The 22,115-nt window shown below is 76.3% G+C and carries 12 protein-coding genes and 1 pseudogene; 6 read left to right on the top strand and 7 right to left on the bottom strand.

Features of this window, described 5'->3' with window-relative positions; genetic code table 11:
- From ACFV6I_RS00905 to ACFV6I_RS00895, 3 genes and pseudogenes are all read left to right on the top strand, one after another.
- Positions 1-1,160 (top strand): annotated as a pseudogene (locus ACFV6I_RS00905) (hypothetical protein); the annotation flags it as partial.
- Entirely contained in the window at positions 1,157-3,061 is a 1,905-nt protein-coding gene (locus ACFV6I_RS00900) for a TOMM precursor leader peptide-binding protein (protein ID WP_380423172.1), read from the top strand. The pseudogene ACFV6I_RS00905 and the gene ACFV6I_RS00900, both read left to right, overlap by 4 nt.
- A gap of 28 nt (positions 3,062-3,089) precedes the next feature.
- Positions 3,090-4,757, top strand: a complete 1,668-nt coding sequence (locus ACFV6I_RS00895) for a thiopeptide-type bacteriocin biosynthesis protein (RefSeq protein WP_380423171.1) — start codon at positions 3,090-3,092, stop codon at positions 4,755-4,757.
- A 60-nt stretch (positions 4,758-4,817) separates the two neighbouring features.
- On the opposite strand, the gene ACFV6I_RS00890 is transcribed toward ACFV6I_RS00895, so the two are convergent.
- From ACFV6I_RS00890 to ACFV6I_RS00870, 5 genes are all read right to left on the bottom strand, one after another.
- A complete protein-coding gene (locus ACFV6I_RS00890) occupies positions 4,818-5,846 on the bottom strand; it encodes a hypothetical protein (protein WP_380423170.1) in 1,029 nt (342 codons plus the stop codon).
- The gene (locus tag ACFV6I_RS00885; RefSeq protein ID WP_380423169.1) at positions 5,843-7,099 is read right to left on the bottom strand and encodes a CHAT domain-containing protein; all 1,257 of its coding nucleotides are present in this window, start codon (positions 7,097-7,099) and stop codon (positions 5,843-5,845) included. Before ACFV6I_RS00885 ends, ACFV6I_RS00890 begins: the two co-directional genes overlap by 4 nt.
- Positions 7,100-7,103: 4 nt before the next feature.
- Complete coding sequence (fxsT, locus tag ACFV6I_RS00880; protein ID WP_380423168.1) at positions 7,104-13,721, bottom strand: FxSxx-COOH system tetratricopeptide repeat protein; 6,618 nt, start codon at positions 13,719-13,721, stop codon at positions 7,104-7,106.
- Between the two features lie 253 nt (positions 13,722-13,974).
- Positions 13,975-14,718 carry an SOS response-associated peptidase gene (locus ACFV6I_RS00875; RefSeq protein ID WP_380423167.1) on the bottom strand — a complete coding sequence of 248 codons (744 nt, stop codon included), beginning with the start codon at positions 14,716-14,718 and terminating at the stop codon, positions 13,975-13,977.
- Between the two features lie 36 nt (positions 14,719-14,754).
- Entirely contained in the window at positions 14,755-15,498 is a 744-nt protein-coding gene (locus ACFV6I_RS00870) for a helix-turn-helix transcriptional regulator (protein ID WP_063345881.1), read from the bottom strand.
- Between the two features lie 54 nt (positions 15,499-15,552).
- Between ACFV6I_RS00870 and ACFV6I_RS00865 the strand changes: the two genes are divergently transcribed.
- Complete coding sequence (locus ACFV6I_RS00865) at positions 15,553-16,824, top strand: MFS transporter (RefSeq protein ID WP_380423166.1); 1,272 nt, start codon at positions 15,553-15,555, stop codon at positions 16,822-16,824.
- Here the strand turns inward: ACFV6I_RS00865 and ACFV6I_RS00860 are convergent.
- Positions 16,814-17,659 carry a PaaX family transcriptional regulator C-terminal domain-containing protein gene (locus ACFV6I_RS00860; protein ID WP_380423165.1) on the bottom strand — a complete coding sequence of 282 codons (846 nt, stop codon included), beginning with the start codon at positions 17,657-17,659 and terminating at the stop codon, positions 16,814-16,816. The genes ACFV6I_RS00865 and ACFV6I_RS00860 overlap by 11 nt on opposite strands.
- A gap of 67 nt (positions 17,660-17,726) precedes the next feature.
- Between ACFV6I_RS00860 and ACFV6I_RS00855 the strand changes: the two genes are divergently transcribed.
- Together ACFV6I_RS00855 and ACFV6I_RS00850 are read left to right on the top strand one after the other, a co-directional pair.
- Entirely contained in the window at positions 17,727-18,749 is a 1,023-nt protein-coding gene (locus tag ACFV6I_RS00855; protein WP_380423164.1) for an alpha/beta hydrolase family protein, read from the top strand.
- Positions 18,750-18,799: 50 nt separating this feature from the next.
- A complete protein-coding gene (locus tag ACFV6I_RS00850) occupies positions 18,800-19,987 on the top strand; it encodes a saccharopine dehydrogenase family protein (RefSeq protein WP_380423163.1) in 1,188 nt (395 codons plus the stop codon).
- A 36-nt stretch (positions 19,988-20,023) separates the two neighbouring features.
- Here ACFV6I_RS00850 and ACFV6I_RS00845 read toward each other — a convergent pair whose 3' ends face one another.
- On the bottom strand, positions 20,024-22,099 hold the full coding sequence (locus ACFV6I_RS00845; protein ID WP_380423162.1) for an RICIN domain-containing protein: 2,076 nt from the start codon (positions 22,097-22,099) through the stop codon (positions 20,024-20,026).
- Positions 22,100-22,115: the final 16 nt, after the last annotated feature.

The raw sequence follows: 22,115 nt of genomic DNA, 5'->3' as shown, positions 1-22,115 counted from the left end.
GCGTCGGGGGGGCCGCCGCCGCCGACTCGGCCCGCCTGCGCGCGGACCCCAAGCCGGCGGGTGCGGGTCCCCCACCCGCGACGCTCCCCGCCCTGCTCGCCGCCGCGACGGCGCAGCGGCTGCTCTGCGCGGTCGCCGGCCTGCCGGACCCGGGCGATCCGGACGGCGATCCGCGGCTGCTCGTCGGCCGCCCGGCGGTGCTGGTGGCCGAGGCCCGCCCGCCGCGCGCCGACTACCACCCGTGGGCGGCGGGCCCGGGCCGTACCGCCGGGCCGCCCGACGGCCTGGCCGAGGCCCTGCGCAGGGTCACCGCACTCGGCGATCCGCGCCTCGGCGTACTCGACGCGCCCTCGCCTGGGGACCTGCCGCAACTGCCGGCGGCCCTGGTTTCCTGCCGCACACCCGCCGGAACCCTGGTGGCCGGTGCGGCCCGGACGGACCTGGCCCGGCTGGCCGCCGCCTGCCGGGCCGCCGAACTCGGGCTGGCCGCACTCGACCCGACCGCCCCGGTCGTGGGCGCCGACCCGGACCACGCACTCGGCCGGGCCCTGCGTCGCGCGGCCCACGCCTGCCCGTCCGAGGGCCGCCCCCTCGCGTGGGCCGCCTGGCGGGAGCACCCCCAGGCGGCGCACTGGTGGGCGGCGCTGGCCCGGCGCCTCGGCCACGCTCCCGAGCTGGAACTCGGCCAACTGGCCGACGAGCAGGCCTTCCTGGCCGTCGTGGCCACCGCCGGTACCGTCCTCGGCCGGGCCGTCGAGGCCACCCCCGCCGACGCGGTCGCCGTCGCCGCTCTGTCCGCCCTGACCCGCCTCATGGCCGCCGGTCGCGGCCTGTCCGCCGCCCATCACACCACCTTCACCGGCGCCGCCGCCCCGCTCGCCGCCCGGCGGCAGCCGCCCGGACGTCCGGACCCAGGCCGCCCGGAGCCAGGCTGGACGGACCCGGGCTGGACGGACGAGGGCTGGACGGACGAGGGCTGGACGGACCGCTGGATCACCGAACTCGCGCGCCGGGAAGCGGCGTTGCGCGACTCCCTGGGCCGCCTGACCGGGCTGCGCGCCGCCCCCTGGCAGTCCGCCACCGCCGCCGCCCGCCCCCTGGCGAACGCCCTGGACGGCTGCGGCTTCACGGTTCTCGTGACCACCGGAGGCCACCCATGACCACCGCCACCGACCTGCCGGTCCTCGACCCCGAGCGGGCGCTGGCGACCACGAGCGGCACCGCCGTCGTCCACCTCACCAGCTGGACCCTCGACCTGGCCGCCCGACTCAGCCGCCACGCGCTGGAGCACCCGGTGCGACTGGTGCCGGTACGGGAGGACGGCGCGCTGACGGTCGTCGGGCCGGTCCTGGAGCCGGGGGCGTCGGCCTGTCTGAGCTGCACCGAGTACCAGCGCCTGGCCACCGCGGGCGGCCGGGTGCCCTGGCACAGCCCCGCACTGGCGCTCGCGGGCACCGGCACCCCGGCCTTCACCGAGGCGGTCGCCGCGCTCGCCGCCGACCTCGCCGCCGACCGGGCGGAGTCCGGGCCGCACGCCACCGTCCACCTCGTCCACGGCGACCGCGCCACCTGGTCCACCCACCTGGTCCGCCCCGTCGGCGGCTGCCCGGTCTGCCGCCCGCTGCCCGCCGACTCGCCCGCCGCCGCCCGGCTGCCCCTGACACCCCGCCCGCTGCCCGATCCGGCCGTGCTGCGCGGCGCGAACGACCTGACGGGCACCGACGGCAGGGCCAACGACCGGCTGCGTGCCGAGCTGTACGACGAGCGGTTCGGCCCGGTCCGGCGCCTGTTCCGCACCGAGGACTCGGCGTTCGCCCTCACCACCGCCTGGGTCACCGACGGCCGGCTGCTCGACGACGGCGGCTACGGGCGGGCCGTGGACTTCCGGTCCAGCGAGCGGGTGGCGCTGTTCGAGAGCGTCGAGCGCTTCGCGGGCATGCGGCCGCTCGGCCGTAGGACCGTCCTGCGGGGCTCCTACGGCGACCTCGCGCGCGACCTGGGGCCCGAGGCCGTCCTCGACCCCGTCCGGCTGGGGCTGCCCGATCCCGCGCACCACGGGCACCCGAACCGGGCCACCGTCCCGTACACCCCCGACCTCGTGCTGGACTGGGTCCACGGCTGGTCCCTCACCCACGCGCGCCCGCTCGCCGTGCCGGAGCACGTCGCCTACTGGGAGCTCCCGGACCGGGACCGCCCCAGGGTGGTCTACGAGTCCTCGAACGGCTGCGGGCTCGGCAGCAGCCCCCAGGAGGCCGCCCTCTACGGGCTGTTCGAGGTCGCCGAGCGGGACGCCTTCCTGATGGCCTGGTACGCGCGGACCCCGCTGCCCGGCGTCGCCGTCCCCGTCGAGGACCCGGCCGTCGCCGACCTCGCCGACCGCGCGCGCCTGCTCGGCTACCGGCTCACCCTGCTCGACGCCACCAACGACCTCGGCGTTCCCGCCGTGATCGCCCTCTGCCGGTACCGGGGGAGCCACCCGGACGCCCCGCGCACCTTCCTGGCGGCCGGCGCCCACCACGACCCGCGGGCGGCGATCCGCTCGGCCGTCGCCGAAGTGGTCACCAACGTGCAGGAGGCGGCGCACCGCCAGGCCGCTCCGGGCGGGCCGCGCGACCCGGACCGGCTGCGGCCGATGCTGGAACGCCCCGAGCTGGTGGTCGGCCTGGAGGACCACGTCGGCCTCAACACCCTGCCCGAGGCGCAGCCCCGCCTGGACTTCCTCTTCGCCGGCCCGCCCCCGGTGCCCTGGCCCGAACGCTGGCCCGGCGCCCCCGAGCCGGTCACCGACCTGACCCTGCTGCTGGAGCGGACGGTGGCCCGGCTCGCCGAGGAGGGCCTCGACGTCGTGGTGGTCACCCAGGACGAGCCCGGGGTCCGCGAACGGCTCGGCCTGTACTGCGCCAAGGTCGTCATCCCCGGGACCCTCCCGATGACCTTCGGGCACGTCAACCGCCGCACCCGCGGCCTGCCCCGGCTGCTGGCCGTCCCGCACCGGCTCGGCCGCAGCCCCCGCCCGCTGCACCACGACGACCTGGCCCTCCACCCGCACCCGTTCCCGTGACGGCCCCGACCCCCTCCCCGAGGACCCGATGACCACCCACCACCGGCCGACCACCCACTGGCAGAGCCTGCACCTCGCGCTTCCCCTGACCGCCCGGGACGCCGACGCCTTCGTCACCGACGACCTCGCCCCCCTGATGGACGGGCTGACGACGGACCCGGACGCCGACTGGTTCTTCATCCGCTACGGCGAGGGCGGCCCCCACCTGCGGATCCGCTTCCACGGCCCGGGCGCGCCGGAGCAGGCCGAAGGACTCGCCGCCGACCTCGCCCGCCTCGCCGCCCGCCGCACCCCGCCCACCGGCCCCTGGGCGCCCCGCCACGGCGAGGTGACGGCGGTGCCCTACCAGCCCGAGACCGAACGCTACGGCGGCCCGGCCCTGCTGCCGATCGCCGAGGACCTCTTCGGCCACTCCTCCCGCACGGCCGTCCGTGCCCTGCGGGCCGCCTCCGCAACCGCCGCCCGCCTGCCGCTCGCCCTCGACCTCGCCCACACCACCGCCCACGCGCTCGGCCTCGACGACCTCTCCGCCGCCCGCTGGCTGCGCCGCCACGCCGCCTCCTGGCGCTGGGTCACCGAGTACCGGCCGCTGCCCGGCGCGGCCGTCCACACCAGGGTCAACACGGTGTTCGCCCGGCAGCGGGACGCGTTGGCCCGGCGTGCCCGCGCCCTGCGCGAGGCACTCGACACCGGCGCCGCCGCACCTTGGCTGACCGACTGGTCCGGGCAGGTGGCGGCCGCGGCCGACCGGATGCGCGCGGCCTCGCCGCCCGAGGCCGCCGAGCGGCTGTCCTGGGCCTGGGCCTCCCAGCTGCACATGCTGTTCAACCGCCTCGGCGTCGGTCCCGACGAGGAGCGCGCGGTCTGCCGGCTCGCCGCCCGCACGCTGCTGGAGACCGACCGGCCGTTCGCCTTCTTCCCCGCCGACCGGCACGCCCCCGACTACCAGTACCTGGAGCGCAGCAAGTTCCAGATCGGCCGCAGCGAGGACACCGCGCTGCGCGACCTGGCGCCCCGCCCGGCCCCGCGGGAACAGCCCGACGACGTCCGGCTGCCCGCCGAGCCCCTGCCGGAGCTCACCCTCGCCGACGCCCTGCGCACCCGTCGCTCCGCCCGCGGCCCGCTGACCGGCCCGCTCACCACCGCCACCCTCGGCGGGGTGCTCTGGTCCGCGTGCGCACCGGGCCCGGAACCGCGCCGGCCGATCGCCGACGGCACCGCCCCCGCCCACGGCCACCGCCCGTACCCGAGCGCGGGCGCGCTGTACAGCGTCCGTCTGCGCCTGCTCGCCCTCGCCGTGGACGGCCTGCCCGCCGGCACCTACCAGTGCCTGCCGGAGCGCCGCGCGCTGCGCCCGATCGGCCCGGCCCCCGCCCTCGACGACCTCAAGGCCCTCTCCTCCTACCTCTCCCGCCCGGCCGCGGATCCGGACGCCGTCGGCATCGACGAGGCCCCCGCGGTCCTCGCGGTCTACGTCGACCTCGCCCTGCTGCGCAGCCGCTACGGCCTGCGGGCGCTGCGCCTGGGCCTGCTGGAGGCCGGCCACCTGACCCAGAACCTGCTGCTCGCCGCCACGGCCTTCGGCCTCGGCACGATTCCCCTCGGCGGGGTCCACGACGACCTCGCCCACGAACTCCTCGGCCTGGACGACCTGGACGAGCCCGTGCAGTACCTCCTGCCGCTGGGGCGGGTCTGACACCTCGCGTCGGATCAGCGCACGGCCTCGGACACCCGAGCGGTCAGCGTGAGTGGGCGGTCAGCGTGAGTGGGCGGCGAGGCTGAGCAGCAGGTGGGCGGATTCGGGGTGGTGGAAGTCGGAGTGGGCGCCCGCCGGGTTGAGGCGGGTGGCCAGGCCGCCGCGGTAGACCCGGGCGGCGTCGATGTTGACGATCGGGTGGTCCAACTCGGTGCGCGGGTACGGGGAGGCGGTGGGGCGCAGCCGGGTGCTGAACTGGGGGACGGGGGCGACGCCGGTGCCGGAGTGGCCGATGCCCGGGCGGCCCTCGGCGCGCAGGTGCCAGAAGCCGGTGGCGCGGTCCCAGCGGGAGTGGGTGAGCACCAGCGGGCCGCGCAGCGGGGCGCCGGGGCGGCCGGGGCCGAGGAACAGCCGGGGGAAGAGGTGGGTGAAGGCGTCGCGGGGCGCGGCCATCTGGAAGACCAGCGCGCTGTCGACGGTGAACGGCCGGGTGGGGTCGCCCGGCCGGCTCCAGCCCAGTACCGGCGGCCCGGCGGGCCGGTCGGCCGCGTACTGGACGGCCTCGCAGAGGAAGCGGCCGCCGAAGGAGTGGCCGACCAGGTGCAGGTACTGGCCGTTGCGGTTGGCCAGGACGCGGGGCGAGGCCGGGTCGCCGCGGTCGGCGTCCAGGTAGCCGAGCAGGTGGCCCAGGACGCGCCCGGCCTGCCCCTGGGCGCTCATGGCGTGCGCCCGGGCCCGGATCCGGCGGTAGCCGGCCGGCGACGGCAGGCTGGAGGACGGCCAGCGCACCACCACGCACCACGGGCGGAACCCCCTGGTCAGCCCGGGGTAGGCGGTCGGCGCGGACCGGTGCAGGGCGGCGGCCTCGGTGAGCAGGGCGGCGGCCGAGCGGTCGGCGGCGGCGGGGCTGGTCTGCCAGCCGTGGACGTAGACGTAGACGTCGGTCGCCCGCGGGGGGATGCGCAGGTGCCGGGCGAGGTGTTGGGCGATCCGGGCCTCGGGCACCGGCGTGCGGGTGCCGGGGACGAGCAGCTGGCCCTCCTCGTCCAGGTCGACGGTGGCGGTGGCGATGGGCGTGGGCGCCGTCACGGGGTCAGCTCCAGGATGCTGTCGAGGCCGCAGTGCAGGGAGTAGGTGAGCGCCAGCGGGTTGCGGTACTCGCGGGCGAACCGCCGGACCAGCTGCTGGGTGATCTCGCCCGCCGTGAACTCCCCGGTCAGGTAGAGGTCGAGGAAGGCGAAGGCGTACTCGGCGGCGAAGACCTGCGGGATCTCGATCTGCGGGCCGAGCACGCCGTTGGCGCCGAGGTCGACCAGCGCCCGGCCGAGGTGCTCCAGTTCGGCGGCCGTGGACTGCCCGGTGTGGCAGGCGTTCAGCAGCACGAACGGCCGGAACATGGCGTCCGGCGCCTCGGCGTGCCGGCGGCGGTGGCGGCGCACCAGGTCGGCGTCGATCTGGCGGTCGTCGGAGAGCCGGACGGCGAGCTGCTCGTACGGGGAGTCGCCGGCGACGAACTGGCCGTGGCACCAGAAGTACATGACGTCCTCGTCCAGCACGGCGGAGGACAGCGCCTGGAGCAGCGGCTCGGACTCGGTGCGCACGGTCAGCTGGGAGCGGTCCTCCAGCAGCTTGCGGACCTCGGGGGCCCGGCCGACGTCGGTGAGCTGGTCGTCGGTGTTGAGGCTGGTGACGGGCCTGGTGCGGGCCGGGTACGGCGGCTGGATCGGCGGGTAGCCGGCGCCGGTCTGCTCGACCTGGTGGCGGTGGCCGAGGAAGTCCGCCCACGGGTCGGCGTGGCCGCCGTCGACGGCGAGCATCGGCCAGGGCAGGTGGAGGTCGGAGTCGAAGCTGATCCGCAGCGAGCCGTGCTCGGTGAGCGTCCGGGTGAGGTACTCGCGGAAGACGGTGAGCTCGCGCTCCGGCCCGTCGAGCATCACCTCCAGGAAGTACCGTCCCTCCTCGGCCAGTTCGGCGACCTGCCGCTCGGCGACGCCGGCCAGCCGGTTGAAGTCGACGGCCTGGGCGAAGGGGTAGCCGCCGATCGGCTCCGGGTCGTACTGGACCAGGCGGTCGCGCCAGACGGTCCGCAGCCGGGAGGCCCGGGCGAGCAGGGCGGGGGCGGACACCTTCAGCTCCGCGCGGTGGGGGCGGGACCAGGGCGTGCGCTCGCCGGGCCGGAAGGCGGAGACGAACAGGTCGTCGCGGTGGCGGCGCAGCGAGACCACGAGGTCCAGCGGGGCCGGCTCCTTGGCCTGCGGGGCGTCCGGCGCCTGCTGCCGGGGGAGCCGGGTGAAGTCGGCGGAGGGGTTCTGGCGGATCTCGACGAGGAGGTCCCGGGCCACGCGATTACTCCTCGTCCTGGGCGATGTCGGCGACGGTGATGGCTTGGGCGATGGCGGGGGCCTGCGGGCCGGGCGGGACGTCGACGACGGCGCACAGGTCCTGGAGCACGGCGCCGTGCCCCCGGTCGTAGACGGTGATCCGGACGGTGTGCGGCCCCGGCACGGACGGGGTCAGCGCGAAGCGGACGGGCTCCCCGGCGGGGCTGTAGTCGGCGACGGGCGGATCGAGCACGGCGTCCGAGGCGGCGACGGCCACCAGGCGCAGGCCCGGCAGCGCGCCGGGGTCGCTCTGCGGCACCTCGGGTTCCAGCCGCAGTTCCAGGTGCACGGTGGCCCCCACCGCCGGCTCGTCGAGCAGGGTGAGCCGGGGCCGCCAGGCCGTCCTGGCCGGCGCGGGCGCCGGGGGGCGGTGCCGCGATCCGCGCGAGCGCCGGATCAGCGCGGCCGGTTCGGACGGTTCCGGGCCGAGCTCCGCGCGGACGGGTGCGGCCGGCAGCGACTCCGCCGCGCCGCCGTCGAGTCGGGCCAGGGCCGTCCGGCTCTCCACCGCCAGCGGATGGCCGGGGCCCATCAGGGTCCGGCGCGCGGTGTGGACGGCCGCCAGCAGGCCCTGGGCGGCGTCCCGGCGCCCGCTCGCGGCGAGCGCGGCGGCCAGGCCGACGGCCAGGGTGGGGAACACCGGGAGCAGCCCGGGGCGCAGGGTGCCGAGGCTGACGGCGACGTCGTCGGCCTGCCGGTGCCCGGTCAGCAGTGCCCCGGCCGGGATCCGGTCGGCGACGATGCCTTCGTACACCCGCACCGCCCCGATGGCGTCGCCGGCCCGCAGCCGCGCGTGGGCGAGGCTCTGGCGGATGCTCAGGGTGAGGGAGTTGCGGGGGCCGTGGCTCGCGGCGCACTCCTCGGCGAGTTCCTCCAGCCGGACGACGGCGCGCAGCGGCCGCGGGCCGCAGGCCAGCAGCAGCGCGTGGGCCTCGCGGGCGGTGAGGGTGGCGTCGTCGGTGCTGCCGAGGGCGTCGTCCGCGCAGGCGGCGAGGGCGGCGGCCAGGCGCACCGCCGTGTCGTGCTCCCCGTTGAGGTGGCGGGCGAGGGCGAGGACGCACCCGGAGCGGACGAGGCCGGGCAGGGCGGGGCCGGCGGGTCGGGTCCAGTCCGGCGTCAGGGGCGACAGTTCGGCGATCGCGTCGGCGTGGTCCCCGGCGAGCACCAGGGCCTGGGCGAGGCCGTACCGCACGGCGTGGGCGAGGAGGTGCTCCGGACCGAGGGCCGATTCGACGGCGGCCAGCACCTCCCGGTAGCAGTCGGCGCCCTCCGCGTACCGGCCGGCCTCGACGAGGTTGAGCGCGATGCTGTCCCGGTCGTCGAGGGCATCGAGGGCGTCGAGGGCGCCGGGGTGTTCGGCACCGAGGATCCGGGTGCGGTCGGCCAGCAGGGCGCGGTAGAGCGCGTCGGCGCGGTCGTGCTCCCAGCGGCGGCGGTGGGCGTGGGCGAGGTCGGCGCGCGCGGTGAGGGCGTCGGGGTGGTCCTGGCCGTGTACGCGCTCGTGGTCGGCGAGCAGCATCACCCGTTCGACGATCTCCTGCCGCTGCCGGCCGGCGCGGGCGTGGGTGGAGGCGAGGCTGGAGCGTTCGCCGAGGGTGTCCGGGTGGTCCGCGCCCTGGACCCGGCTCCGGTGGGCGATCAGCTCGGTGAACAGGGCTGTGGCGCGGTCGAGTTCGCCGGTGGCGAGGACGGCCTCGGCGAGTTGGGAGAGCTGGTGGAGGGTGTCCGGGTGGTCGGGGCCGTGGATGCGCGCACGGTCGGCGGCCAGTGCCTCCCGTTCGGCCTCGGCCTGGTGCAGGAGGCCCGCGAGTCGGCGGTCCTGGGCGAGGCTGCCGCGACAGGCGAGGGTGCCGGGGTGGTCCGGGCCCTGGAGCCGGATCCGGTCCCGCAGCAGCGCCTCGTCGAGTTCCGTCGCGGGGCGGTGGTCGCCGCCCGACCGGTACGTCCAGGCCAGCAGGAACCGGGCGCCGAGGGTGTCGGGGTGGTCCGGTCCGAGCACCCGCTCGGTGTCGGCGACCAGGGGCGCGGCCAGGTCGAGCGCGCGTTGGAGGTCGTAGCCCGCGCGGTACGAGGAGGCCTGCCACCAGCGGGCGTTGAGGGTGTCCGGGTGGTCGGCGCCGAGCACCCGGGCCCGGTCGGCGGCGACGGCGCCGAAGGCCTCGGCCGCGCGGCGCTGGTCGTCCGCGTCGCGGTGGGCGGCGGCCTGCCACCACCGGGTGGTGAGCGTGTCCGGGTGGTCCGGGCCCTGCGCCCGCTCCTGGTCGGCCAGCAGCGCCGTGTACAGCTCGGCGGCGGCGGGGTGGTCGCCCGCCGCCACCACCGACCGTGCGAGGCCGAGCCGCGCGTCGAGGGTGTCGGGGTGGTCCGGTCCGAGCACCCGTTCGTAGTCGGCGACCAGGGCCCGGAACAGGTCCACCGAGCGGTCGTGCTCGGCCGCGTCGCGGCAGGTCCGGGCCAGGCCGAGCCGGGTGTCCAGGGTGGTGGGGTGGTCGGCGCCCAGGACCCGGGCCAGGTCCGCGACCAGTGCCTCGTACAGCTCCAGGGCGCGGTCGAGTTCGCCGACCTCGCGGTGGCCCGCCGCCTGCGAGCGCCGGGTGTCGAGGGTCTCGGGGTGGTCGGGGCCCTGGAGCCGGGTGCGGTCGGCCACCAGCGCGGAGTGCAGCTCTGCGGCGCGGCGGTGCTCGCCCGCCTCGCCGTGCGCCCAGGCCAGGGAGCCGCGGGCGTCCAGGGCCAGCGGGTGGTCGGCGCCGTGGAGCCGGGTGCGGTCGGCGGCCAGGGCCTCGTAGCAGGCGATGGCGCGGCGGTGGTCCTTCGCGGCGGAGGTGGCCCAGGCCAGTCCGGCGCGCGTGGCCAGGGTCTCGGCGTGGTCGGCACCGCGGATCCGGGTGTCGTCGGCCACCAGTGCGTCGAACAGCTCCACCGCGCGGCGGTGGTGGCCGGCCCGCTGGTGGCCGTTCGCCTGCCACCAGCGGGCGGTGAGGGTCTGGGGGTGGTCGGCGCCGAGGATCCGGCTGCGGTCGGCCGCCAGCGCGTCGTACAGCTCCACCGCGCGGCGGTGCTCGCCGGCCTGCTGGCAGTCGTGTGCCAGCCACCAGCGGGCATTGAGGGTGTCCGGGTGGTCGGGACCCTGGAGCCGGGCCCGGTCCGCGACGAGCTCCTGGTGGAGCTCCAGCGCCCGGCGGTGCCGGCCGGCGGCGGTGAGTGCCTGCGCCAGCGCCAGACGGGCGCCCAGGGTGTCGGGGTGTTCCGGTCCGTGGACGCGGGCGTGGTCGGCCACCAGGGCTTCGGACAGCGTGACGGCCTGTCGGTGGTCGCCCGCCTCCCGGCAGCTGTCGGCGTGCCACCAGCGGGTGTTGAGCGTCTCCGGGTGGTCGGGGCCCTGGAGCCGGGCGCGGTCGGCCGCCAGCGCTTCGTACAGTTCCGCCGCGCGCCGGTGTTCCCCGGCGTCCCCGTGCGCGGAGGCGAGCCACCACCGGGCACTGAGGGTGCGGGGGTGTTCCTCGCCGTACAGCAGGACGCAGTCGGCGACCAGTTCCGCGTACAGCTCCACGGCGCGCGGGTGGTCGCCGCTCTCGTCGTGGGTCCGCGCCAGCTGGAGGCGGGCGCTGAGGGTGGTGGGATGCCCGGCACCGAGCGTCAGGGTCAGGTCGGCCAGCACTCGTTCGCGTTCGGCGAGCGCCTCCCGGATCCGCCCCGCGCACTGGAGGGCGTAGGCCAGGCCGGTGCGGGCGTTGAGGGTCTGCGGGTGGTCGGGGCCGTGGACCCGGTCGTAGTCGGCCACCAGCCGTTCGCGCAGTTCCACGGCCTGCCGGTGGTGCTCCGCCGCGCCGTGCAGCCAGGCCTGCCAGCCACGGGTGTGGAGGACGGCGGGGTGGTCGGCGCCGAGCACCCGCAGCCGGTCGGCGACGAGTCGGTCGCACAGCTCCGCCGCGTGCCGGTGGTCGCCGGCGTCGCCGAGGGCCCGGGCCAGGCTCAGCCGGGCCTCGAAGGTCTCGTGGTGGTCGGGGCCGTGGACCCGCTCACGGTCGGCGAGGAGCCGTCGGCATTCGGCGAGCGCCGCGCGGGGGCGCCCGGCCAGCAGCAGGGTGCGGGTGAGGTTGGACCGTTCGTCCAGGGTGTCCGGGTGGTCCGGGCCCTGGACGCGGGCGCGGTGGGCCACCAGGCCCTCGAACTCGTCCAGTTCACGGTCGGTCCGGCCCGCGACGCGCAGCGCGTAGGCGAGGTCGCTGCGCTCCTCCAGGGTGCCGGGGTGGTCCGCCCCCTGGACGCGGGAGCGGCTGCGGACCAGCGCCCGGTGTTCGTCCACCGCCGTCCGGAGTTGGCCCGCCTCGCGGTGGGCGTGGGCGAGACCGCTGCGCACGTCCAGGGTGTGGGGGTGGTCGGGCCCGAGGACGCGGGTGTAGTCGCGGACCAGATCGGTGAACCGGGCGACCGCCGAAGCCGGGTGCCCGGCCTCGCAGTAGGCCGTCGCCAGTCGGCCGCGTGCGAAGAGGGTCTGCGGATGGTCCGGCCCCTGCACCCGGACGTGGTCGGCGACCAGCGCCTCGTACCCGGCGACCGCGGCCCGGTGGTCGCCCGCGACGACGTGGGCGGCCGCGAGCCAGTCGCGGCTGGTGAGGGTGTCGGGGTGGTCGGCGCCGAGCACCCGGGCCCGGTCGGCCACCGCCTGCTCGTACAGGGTGATGGCCAACCGATGCTGGCCGGCAGTGAGTTGGGCGTACGCGAGCCCGTTGCGGTGGGCCAGGATGTCCGGGTGGTCGGGGTCGTCCAGGACCCGGCCGGCGTCGGCCAGCAGCCGCTCGAACTCCGCCACCGCCGCCTGGTGTTGACCGGCCACCTGGAGGGCGTAGGCCAGGCCCGCGCGGCTGGTGAGGGTCTCCCGGCTGTCGGCGCCGAGCACCCGCGCCCGGTCGGCCACCACCGCGCGGAACTCCTCGACGGCGCACCGGTGTTCACCCGCCTTGCGGTAGGCGTGGGCGAGGGTGCTGCGGTCGGCGAGGGTGGCCGGGTGGTCGTGGCCCTGGAGGCGGGTGCGGTCGGCCACCACCGCCCGGCAGAGCGCGACGGCCCGGGCCGGATCGCCGGCCCGGGCGTGGAGTTCGGCGAGCCGGCCCCGGGTGGCCAGGGTGTCGGGGTGGTCGGCGCCCAGCAGGCGGGTCTGGCCGTCGGCCATCGCGGTGACCAGCGGGATGGCGAACACCCGCTGGGCCCGGTCGGTCAGCTCGCCGGCGGCCAGCCGGTACAGCGCGACGGTCTGCGGGGTGGGCTGCTCGGACGGGCCGCCGGCGGCCAGCTCGCGGATGTGCGGCAGCAGCGCCCGGCGCAGCCGGGGCCCGGCGGTCGGCCAGAGCCGGGCGGCGGCCTCGGCGAGCTGCTGTTCGGCGCGCCGGCGCAGCGGGCGGGCGCCGTCGGAACGGCGCAGCACGCCCTGGAGCAGGCGGTGCACGGTGACGGTGTCGCCGAGGGTGATCAGGTTGTAGTCGGCGAGCAGCCGCAGTGCGGAGTCGACCTCGGCCGGGCGGCGCGCGCCGAAGGGCGTCAGGGCTTCGCGCGGCAGCGCCTCGGGGGCGTACCAGGCGAGCGTGCGCAGCAGCTCGACGGCGAACGGGGTGGTGGCCTGGACGGTGCGCAGGGTGGTGTGCCAGAGCCGGGAGACGGTGGCCACCGCGCCGGAGCCGGTGTCGGAGCCGGTACCGGTGCCGGAGCCGGCGTCAGGGCCGGCCGGGCTGCTGGTACGCAGCAGCTCGCGGTAGGCGGCGAAGGTCGTGCCGGTCTGCTGCACGTAGGCGCCGGCCTGGGCGAGGGCGAGCGGGAGGTGGCCGAGTTCGTCGGCCAGGGCGAGCACCTCGGCCTGTTCGGCCCGCGCCCCGGGGTAGGCGGCGCCGCAGAGCAGGCGGGTGGCCTCGGGGGCGTCGAGGACGTCGATCCGCACCGGGCGGATGCCGGGGTGCCAGCCGCCGGCGCGGCGGCTGGTGACCAACTGGTGGCCGCGGCCGAGCAGCCGGCCGAGATAGGGGGTGAGGTGGACCGGGTCCTCGGCGTTGTCGTAGACGAGCAGCCAGCGGTCGTGGGCGCGCAGCCACGCGAGCGCCCACTCGACCTGCTGGCCGGGCGGGGCGGTGAGGGCCCAGGTGGGGTGGAGGTGGACGGCGAGGTCGGCGAAGGCCTCGGCGAGCTGCTCCTCGGACTCGGCGGTGATCCACCAGATCAGCCGGTAGTGCGCGGCCTCGGCGTAGGCGTAGTGCAGTGCGACGGTGGTCTTGCCGACCCCGCCGAGGCCGTGCAGCGTGGTGGCCTGGGTGACCAGCCCGCTGCCGTCGCCGTCCGACAGCGCCTCGGCGATCGCCCGCAACGCGCCGTCGCGGCCCACGAGTCGGTCCGCGGCGCGGGGCGGCAGGTTGGGAGCGGGGGCGCTCGCCTCGACGGTCAGCGCGGCCCGCGCCGCCTCGGGCGGCAGCACGGCCGCCCGCTGCTCGGCATGCGGGTTCCCGGCGGTGGCGGGTGAGACCGGGCGGCGGCGCTGGTCGAAGGCCTCGTGGTCGGGCAGGCCGCCCTCGGGCCGGACATGCGTCGTCCTGGACATCAACACTTCGGCGCCCTCACCCCCACGTACGGTTCCGCCCGCCCACCGTAGTCGTGGGCGGGCGCCGTGTCACCGGATTCCGCCGGTCACCCGGAGCCGGGCGCACCACTGTCGGTACCGGACGGTAGCGTACCCGGATGATCATGCACACCGCCCCCACCTGGCACGCCACCGGAACGGGCGGCCTGGAGGCGTCCTGGTCCTCGCCCCCGGGCTGGCCGGCCGGCCGGATCGCCTGACGGCCGGTCGGACGTCAGTCCGCCAGCCCCAGCGGGTCCGGGGCGGGGTCGAGCAGTTCCGGGCCGTTGGAGCGGACGCTGTTGACGGCGGGGGAGACGGCCCTCACCCGCAGGGCGCCGTCGGCGGGGCGGCGCAGCAGGTGGTGGAGTTCGTCGGAGTCCGTGAGGTCGGGGGCGAGCCAGGCGGCCAGGTCGGCGGGGGCGATGGTGAGCGGCATCCGGTCGTGGACGCGCCCGGCGCTGTCGGTGGCGTCGGTGGTGATGACGGTGGCGGTGGCGAGCCAGGCCGCCGGGTCGTCCTCGGGCCGGGTGCGGTCGCGCCAGAACTCGTACAGGCCGGCCATCAGCATGACCGAGCCGGTGCTGAGGAAGTACGGCTGCTTGTACTTCTTCCGGTCGGCGGCGGCGGGCACCTCGCGCCACTCGAAGTAGCCGTCGGCGGGGATGACGCAGCGCCGGGTGGTGAAGGCCTTGCGGAAGGCGGGCTTGAGGTGGACGGTCTCCGAGCGGGCGTTGATCATGCGGGCGCCGCCGGAGGGGTCCTTGGACCAGGACGGCACCAGGCCCCAGCGCAGCGGGCGCAGCTGCCGCAGCAGCTCGCCGCTCTCCCGGTCGACGCGTTCCAGGACGGCGGGCACCGGGTCGGTGGGCGCCACGTTCCAGCTCGGCGCGAACGACTCGGCCGGATCCCAGCGCAGTTCCCCGAGCAGGGCGACGAGGTCCTGGGGCGTGGTGGTGGAGACGAAGCGACCGCACATGCCCCCACCCTGCCACCAGCGGCGGACAATGCCGGGTCAGTAGGTGGGGTGGCGGCCTGGGGTGTGGCCGAAGGTGCGGCGGAAGACGTCGATGAAGGCGCTCGCGGAGGACCAGCCGCAGCGGTGCGCGACCGCCGTGACGGGCAGGCCCTCGGCGAGCAGCACCAGAGCGTGGTGCAGCCGCAGCTGGGTGCGCCACTGGGGGAAGGTCATGCCGAGGTCGGCGCGGAAGAGCCGGGAGAGCGTGCGGTCGCTGGCGCCGACCGCCCGGCCCAGCTCGGCGAGGGTGTGCTGGTCGGCCGGGTCGGCCCGCAGCCGGTCGCAGACCGCGCGCAGCAGCGGCGTGGCGGGGGCGGGCAGGTGCAGCGGCTGCTGCGGGGAGGCGCGCAGCTGGTCGAGCAGGACGGCGCGCAGCCGGGCCCGTTCGGGGCTGTCGTCCTCGGGGGTGCGGGTGTAGGCGACGATCAGTTCGCGCAGCAGCGGCCCGACGGCGAGCACGGTCGGCCGGTCCAGGCCGAGCGGGTTCTCGGCGGCGGGCAGCCCGACCAGGTGGAGGTCCAGTTCGCCGTGGGCCTGGTGGGCGTGCACGGTGCCGGCCGGGACCCAGATGGCGCGGGTGCCGGGGGCGACCCAGGAGCCGGCGTCGGTGGTGATGGCGAGCACGCCGCTGGCCGCGTAGGCGATCTGGTGGTCGTCGTGGCGGTGGGCGTCGATCCCGCTGCCGGAGGCCAGCCGCTGGGCGCGGGTCGGGGCGACGGGGTCGTGGCGGATGTTCGGCATCACCTGGCAGATTATCGGAAGCCCGACAGGTGCCGCTGCGCCGAGCATGTCGGCATGCCGAAGACAACGCCGGACAATCTCCCGATCACTACGCCCAGTGCGTCCAATACATCCAGTACGCCTGACAATCCGAAGAGCACACCCGGCAAACGGGACTCCTCGATCACCCTGCTGTCCCTCGGACACGCCTGCGTGGACGTCTACCAGGGCGCGGTGGCCGCCCTGGTCCCGTTCTTCGTGGCCGAGCGCGGCTACGGCTACGCCGCCGTCTCGGGCGTGGTGCTCGCCGCCTCGCTGCTCTCCTCGGTGGCGCAGCCGCTGTTCGGCGCGATCACCGACCGCCGCCCGCTGCCCTGGCTGCTGCCGGTCAGCACGCTGGTGGGCGGCGTGGGCATCGCGCTCAGCGGGGTGAGCGGCTCGTACCCGCTGACGCTGGCCTTCGTGGCGCTGTCCGGGGTCGGGGTGGCCGCGTACCACCCGGAGTCCGCCCGGGTGGCCCGGCTGGCCGCGCGGGACGGCCACCGGGGGATGGCCTGGTTCTCGCTGGGCGGCAACCTGGGCTTCGCGGCGGCCCCGCTGCTGGTCTCCGTGGTGGTCTCGGGCGGCGGCCTGCGGCTGACCCCGCTGCTGGTGCTGCCGGCGCTCGCGGGCGCCGTCCTGTGCCTGCCGGTGCTGCGCGAGCTGGAGCGCCGGCGGGCCGCCGGGGCGGCTTCGGCGCCGGTGGCCGGGGCCGACGACCGGGCCTCGTTCGTGCGGCTGTCGCTGGCCGTGGTGTGTCGCTCGATCGCCTTCACCGGCCTGAGCACCTTCCTCGCGCTGTTCGCCACCCAGCGGGTCGGCGGCGGTACGGCGGCGGGCACCGCGGCGCTGGTGGTGCTGTACGCGGGCGGCGCGGTGGGTTCGGTGCTGGGCGGCGCGCTGGCGGACCGCTGGGGCCGGGTCGCGGTGGCGCGCTGGTCGTACCTGGTGGCGGCGGTGGCCGTGGCGGGCGTGGTGCTGGTGCCGGGCCCGGCGCTGTACGTCTTCGTGGCGTTGACCTCGGCGGGCCTGTACGTGCCGTTCTCGTTGCAGGTCACGCTGGGGCAGGACTACCTGCCCTCGCGGATCGGCACCGCCAGCGGGATCACGCTGGGGCTGACCGTCAGCATCGGCGGCCTGGCGAGCCCGGTGATCGGCGGCCTCGCCGACGCGACCTCGCTGCGTACTGCCCTGCTGCCGCTGGTGCTGATGCCGGTGCTGAGCTGGCTGCTGTTCCGCACCCTGCCGGAGCCGGTCGCGCCTGCCGCACCTGCCGCGCCCGAGCCGGGTCCGGCGGCTACGCGGTGACGGCCGCGACGACCTCGGCGTAGGCGTCGAACAGCCGGGTCGTGCCCGGCCCGGGGTCGGCGAGCAGCAGCGCCCAGCAGCGGGCGACGAGTTCGCGGGCCGCGGTGCCGGGCCAGGGCTGTGGCAGGAGTTCCGGCGGCAGCAGCGGGTCGGGCTCCATCGCCTCGGTGAAGGCGGCGGCCAACTCCAGGGCGACGGTGAGCAGTTCGGATCCGGTGAGGCCCTTCTCCAGCCGGGCGAGGCGGTCGGCCGCGACCTCGGCGAGCCGCTGGTGGCCCTCGGCGACCTGGTCCAGCGGCCACCAGTGCCGGGCGAGCGCGCGGGGGTCGTCGGTCTCGCCGGTGCGCAGGTCGCGGCTGGTGAGGAGGGTGAGGTGGCCGCGCACGTCGAGGGCGGCGGCCTCGGCGAGGACGTCCTCCTCCCAGGGGTGCGGCGAGACGTAGAGGCCGTTCTGCACCGGGGCGCCGCCGAGTCGGAGGATCGCCTCGCGCAGCGCGTCGCGGGCGGGCCGGGCGTGCTCGGGGACGGCGAATCCCGCGAGGTGCCAGACGCCGTCCCAGGGGGCCCGGCCGCGGTCCTGGGCGTACATCAGTGCCACGTACTCGACGTCGGGGTCGATCGAGCGCCGGGTCTCGGCGGTGGCCCGCAGCAGGGCCCGGCGGCCGCGCCCCTCCTGGACGAACCGTCCGTCGTCGGTGAGGCGCTTGACGGTCAGCCGGACCTGCTGGTCGGTCATCCCGAGCAGGCCGGCCACGGCGTACAGGTCGCCGCAGTCGACCGTGCCGTCCGTACGGACCATCGCCTCGACCAGCACCCGGGTCGGAATCTCCACCATGGCGACCATCCTAATACGTTCACATCTGATACGTTCGTTTTGAGAACGATAGATTGGTGGAGTGAAGATGCGCAGGCGATGGTTGCTCTGGGGATCACTGCTGTCCGTGGTGGTGCTCCTGCTCGGCGCGGGCGGCTGGGTGGTCTACCAGAACGAGTACGACCTCAAGGAGGAACGCGTCACCATCACCGGCGGCAAACAGCCGCTGCACGGCGTCCTCGCCCGCCCGACCGGCGGCCGCACCCCCGCCGGCCTGGTCGTCTTCGTCCACGGGGACGGCCCCACCAACGCCACCCACGACACCTTCTACCGGCCGATCTGGGAGGCCATCGCCAAGGCCGGCTACGCCTCCCTCTCCTGGGACAAGCCCGGCGTCGACGGCGCCCCCGGCAACTGGCTCGACCAGAGCATCCAGGACCGCGCCGACGAGACCGTCGCCGCGATCGCCTGGGCAAAGAAGCAGCCCGGCATCGACCCCGCCCGGATCGGCCTCTGGGGCGCCAGCCAGGCCGGCTGGGTGATGCCCAAGGCCGCCCGGCAGTCCCCGGACGTCAAGTTCGTGATCGCCGTCGCCCCCGCCGTCAACTGGCTCCAGCAGGGCCGCTACAACCTGCTCGCCGAACTCAGGAAGAAGCACGCCACCCCGGCCGAGACCGCGGCCGCCATCGCGCGCAGCGACCGGAACCTCGCCGCCCTCCGGGCCGGCCAGACCTTCGAGCAGTACCGGGCCGGCGGCGGCGACGTCGACGGCCTCACCCCGCAGCGCTGGGACTTCAACCGCCGCAACCACACCTCCGACGCCAGCGACGACCTCGCCGCCCTCCGGGTGCCGGTCCTGCTCTTCCTCGGCGGGCGCGACATCAACGTCGACAGCGACGACACCGAGGCCGGCTACCGCAGGATCCTCACCACGCCCGGCCAGCTCCGGGTCAAGCGCTACCCGGACGCCACACACAACATCGTCCCCGAATCCGTCGAGGACTCGGAACTGGAGAGCACCTTCCTCGCGATCGCCGCACCCCGCTCGCTCTTCAGCCCCGGCTACCTCGACGAGCACCGCAGCTTCCTGACCTCGCTCGGGCAGCGCTGACGGCCCAGCCGCAAAGCCGGTGGACGCAGCCGGCGAAAGGAGAAACGACGATGAGAGTGCTCGCCCTCGGCGGAGCGGGAGCGATGGGCCGCGTCGCCGCCCGGGTCGCCGCCCGACTGCCCGGCGTCCACGAACTCGTGATCGCCGACCGCGACCCGGACGCCGCCCGCCGCACCGCCGCCGCCCTCGCCGGCGGCCCGGTGCCGGTCCGGGCCCGCCAGGTCGACGTCACCGACGGGGCGCAGCTGCACGCCGCCCTTGCGGAAGCCGATGCCGTCCTCAACACCGTCGGCCCGTACTACCGCTTCGGCCTGGGCGTGCTGCGCGCGGCGATCCGCACCGGCACCCACTACCTGGACATCTGCGACGACTGGGAACCCACCGTCGCGATGCTGGAACTCGACGGCGAGGCCCGCGCCGCCGGCGTCCGCGCCGTGATCGGCATGGGCGCCAGCCCCGGCGTCAGTAACCTGCTCGCCGTCCGGGCCGCCGCCCGCCTCGACACCCTGACCGACCTCTACACCGCCTGGCCCGTCGACGCGGGTGCCGAACCCGACGACACCTCCCTGATCGGACCGGACGGTGCCCCGCTGGCGGCCGCCGTGCACTGGATGCAGCAGATCAGCGGCACGGTCGCGGTGGTCGACGGCGGCCGGATCGTCCAGCGGCCCCCGCTGCGGCCGGTCGCCCTCGACCTGCCCGGCGGCCACCGCGGCACCGCGTACACCGTCGGCCACCCCGAACCGGTCACCCTGCACCGCAGCCTGCGGCCCGGCGGCGCGGCCGCCAACCTCATGGTCGTCACCGCCAGGACGGCCGCCTACCTGGACGTCCTGCGGGACGACCTCGACGCCGGGCGCCTCGGCAACGAGACCGCCGCCGTCGACCTCGACCGCCCCACGCTGCGCCGCACCCTGCGGGCCGCCGCCCGGGCGGCCCGCTTCCCCGGCCCCGGCAGCCTTCCCGGCTTCTTCGCCGCCGCCACAGGCGGCCGCGAGGGCCGGCCGGTCACCGTCCTCGCCCGGCTCACCGGCGCCGAGGCCCTGCTCGGCGACATGGCCGAGAGCACCGGCGTGCCGGCGGCCCTCGGCCTCGCCCAGCTCCTGGACGGCGGCGTCCACGCCCCGGGCGTCCGCCCGCCCGAGGCGGCGATCGACGCCGAGCGCTTCTTCGCCGACCTGGCGCGCCACTGGCCGGGCGTCGGCGTCGTGGTGGAGGAGGAGCGCCCGGGAGCGTGATCAGGTGATGCGGTCAGGACGCGGGCACCCGGGAGGTCAGGACACGACGCCCCAGCCCTGTCCGGGGGCGGCGCCGTCGGCCGCGTCCGTGGTCACGGTCGAACCCGCCGTGCCGGTGCGGGCGTTGAGGACCAGGCCGGTGGCGACGTTGGTGATGGTGAGCGCGCCGGTGGCGCCGTCCTGGGCGACCCGCCACTCCTGCCAGCGGTTGCCGGGCGAGTAGTCGAGCAGGTAGGCGCTGTTGCCGGGGTCGGTGCCGGCGGCGAGCACGGTGTGCGCGTGGGTGGAGGTGGCGCAGTTGTCGGCGATCCGCACGGTGCCGTCCGGATTGCTGGTGAAGGTCCACTGCTCGGAGGTGTGCGTGGGCCACCAGGTGTTGACGTCGGCGACGGCGCCGAGCGGCGAGCTGCAGGTCCCCGCCACTTCGAGGACCAGGCCGCCACTGCCGCCGGCGCCGATCGCGTGGTAGCGGCCGTCGTCGACCACCGCGGCCGGCCCGGTGGCCGGCCGGGCGCTGAGCCGGTACAGCGCCACGCCGTGCGGGGCCACCGAGGCGCCGAGCGTGCCGGTGACGGTCGAACTCGCGCCCGTCCACAGCTCCTTGGCGGTGTAGCCGGGCCCGGTGAGGCCGAGTTCGCCGAGGCTGGTGCTCACCGTGCGGCTCGCGGCCGGGTCCTGGTTGACGAGCAGCACGGCGGTGTCGCCGTTCGCCAGCCGCCGCTGGAGGACGACCGGCGCGGTGGCGTTCGCGGGCTTGGCGCCGACCAGGGTGGCGGGCTTGGCCAGGGCGTCCTGGTCGATCGCTATGACGTCGCGGTTCTTCAGGACCGCCAGGCTAGCGGCGTCGATCCCGGTGGACCAGGTGTGGCCGTCCGCGCTGTGCTGGGACTGTGCGGCGGTGCGCAGGTCGGCGCCGGAGACCAGCGGGGCGGCGAGCATCGCGAGGACGGAGGTCTCGGTGCGGGACTCGTCGTCGGTGAACGGCTTGTGGCAGGTGCAGGTGTCGGTGGTGCCCCAGGCGCCGTAGACGTCCTGCCAGCCGGTGAACATCATGTCGAGGTCGTTCCAGCTGCCCGGGCGCACGTTGCCGGGGTACTGCAGCGCGGTCTGCAACTGCCCGTTCCAGAGCACCCCGTCGAGCTCGCTGTCGCGGTCGCCGCCGATCCGGCAGAGGTTGGCGACCTGGCCGCACCAGACGCCGGTCGGCGCGTAGCCGGGCGCCTGGAACGGCGCGGTGCCGGCGGCCTGCACGACCGGGTCGGTGCGCGCCGGGTCGTCGGCGGCGAGCAGGTACGGGACGCCGGTGTGGGCGGGCTGGGCGGAGACGCTGAGGGTGACCTTGGGCCGGCCCTGCGCGGCGGAGGCGGCGTCGAGGGCGCGCTGGAAGGTCTGGACGCGGGCGTAGATCGAGCGGGTGAGCTCCTTGCCCTCGCCCTGGGTGAAGTAGTTGTGGCCGTCCGGGCCGGTGATCTGCGGGCCGTAGGGGCAGTCGTCGTACTTGACGTAGTCGACGCCCCAGGAGACGAAGTCGCTCGCGTCGGTGCTCTCGTGGCCGAGGCTGCCGGGGTGCATCTGGCAGGTGAGGTAGGTGTCGGTGGCGTAGAGGCCGAACTTCATGCCCTTGCCGTGCGCGTACTGGGCGAGGTACTCGATGCCGTTGACGGTCCGCCCGTTGACGGTCTGCGCGGGGAAGTGGTCCGGCCGGGGGAGGAGGTGGCCGGTGGTGGGGTCGTTGCCGGTGCCGTCGGTGCCGCTGACGGGGTTCCCGGCGGCGTCGTGGAGCTGGAGCCCGCCGTCGGCGTTGCGGACCAGGTCGGTGGTCTGGCCGTCGCGGTGCCAGAGCGACCAGCCGTCGTCGATGGTGACGGTGTCGTAGCCGGCCGCCACCAGGCCGTTGGCGGCCATGAAGTCGATGGTCTGGACGACCTGGTCCTCGGTGACCTCGGTGCCGAGGGAGTTCCAGGAGTTCCACCCCATGGGCGGGGTGAGGGCGTTGCCGTTGCCCAGGGCGACGGCGGGGGCGGCCGTGCCGAGTGTGAGGGCACCGAGGCCGGTGGCGGCGAGGGCCAGCGCGAGCACGGGTGCCGCGAGGCGGTGGGGGATGTGGCGCATGCGCGCTCCTGAGGGT

Source organism: Kitasatospora sp. NPDC059803 (assembly GCF_042732255.1).
Taxonomy (GTDB): domain Bacteria; phylum Actinomycetota; class Actinomycetes; order Streptomycetales; family Streptomycetaceae; genus Kitasatospora.
The sequence above is the reverse complement of the archived record's forward strand: the minus strand, read 5'-3'. Positions and strand labels throughout refer to the sequence as shown.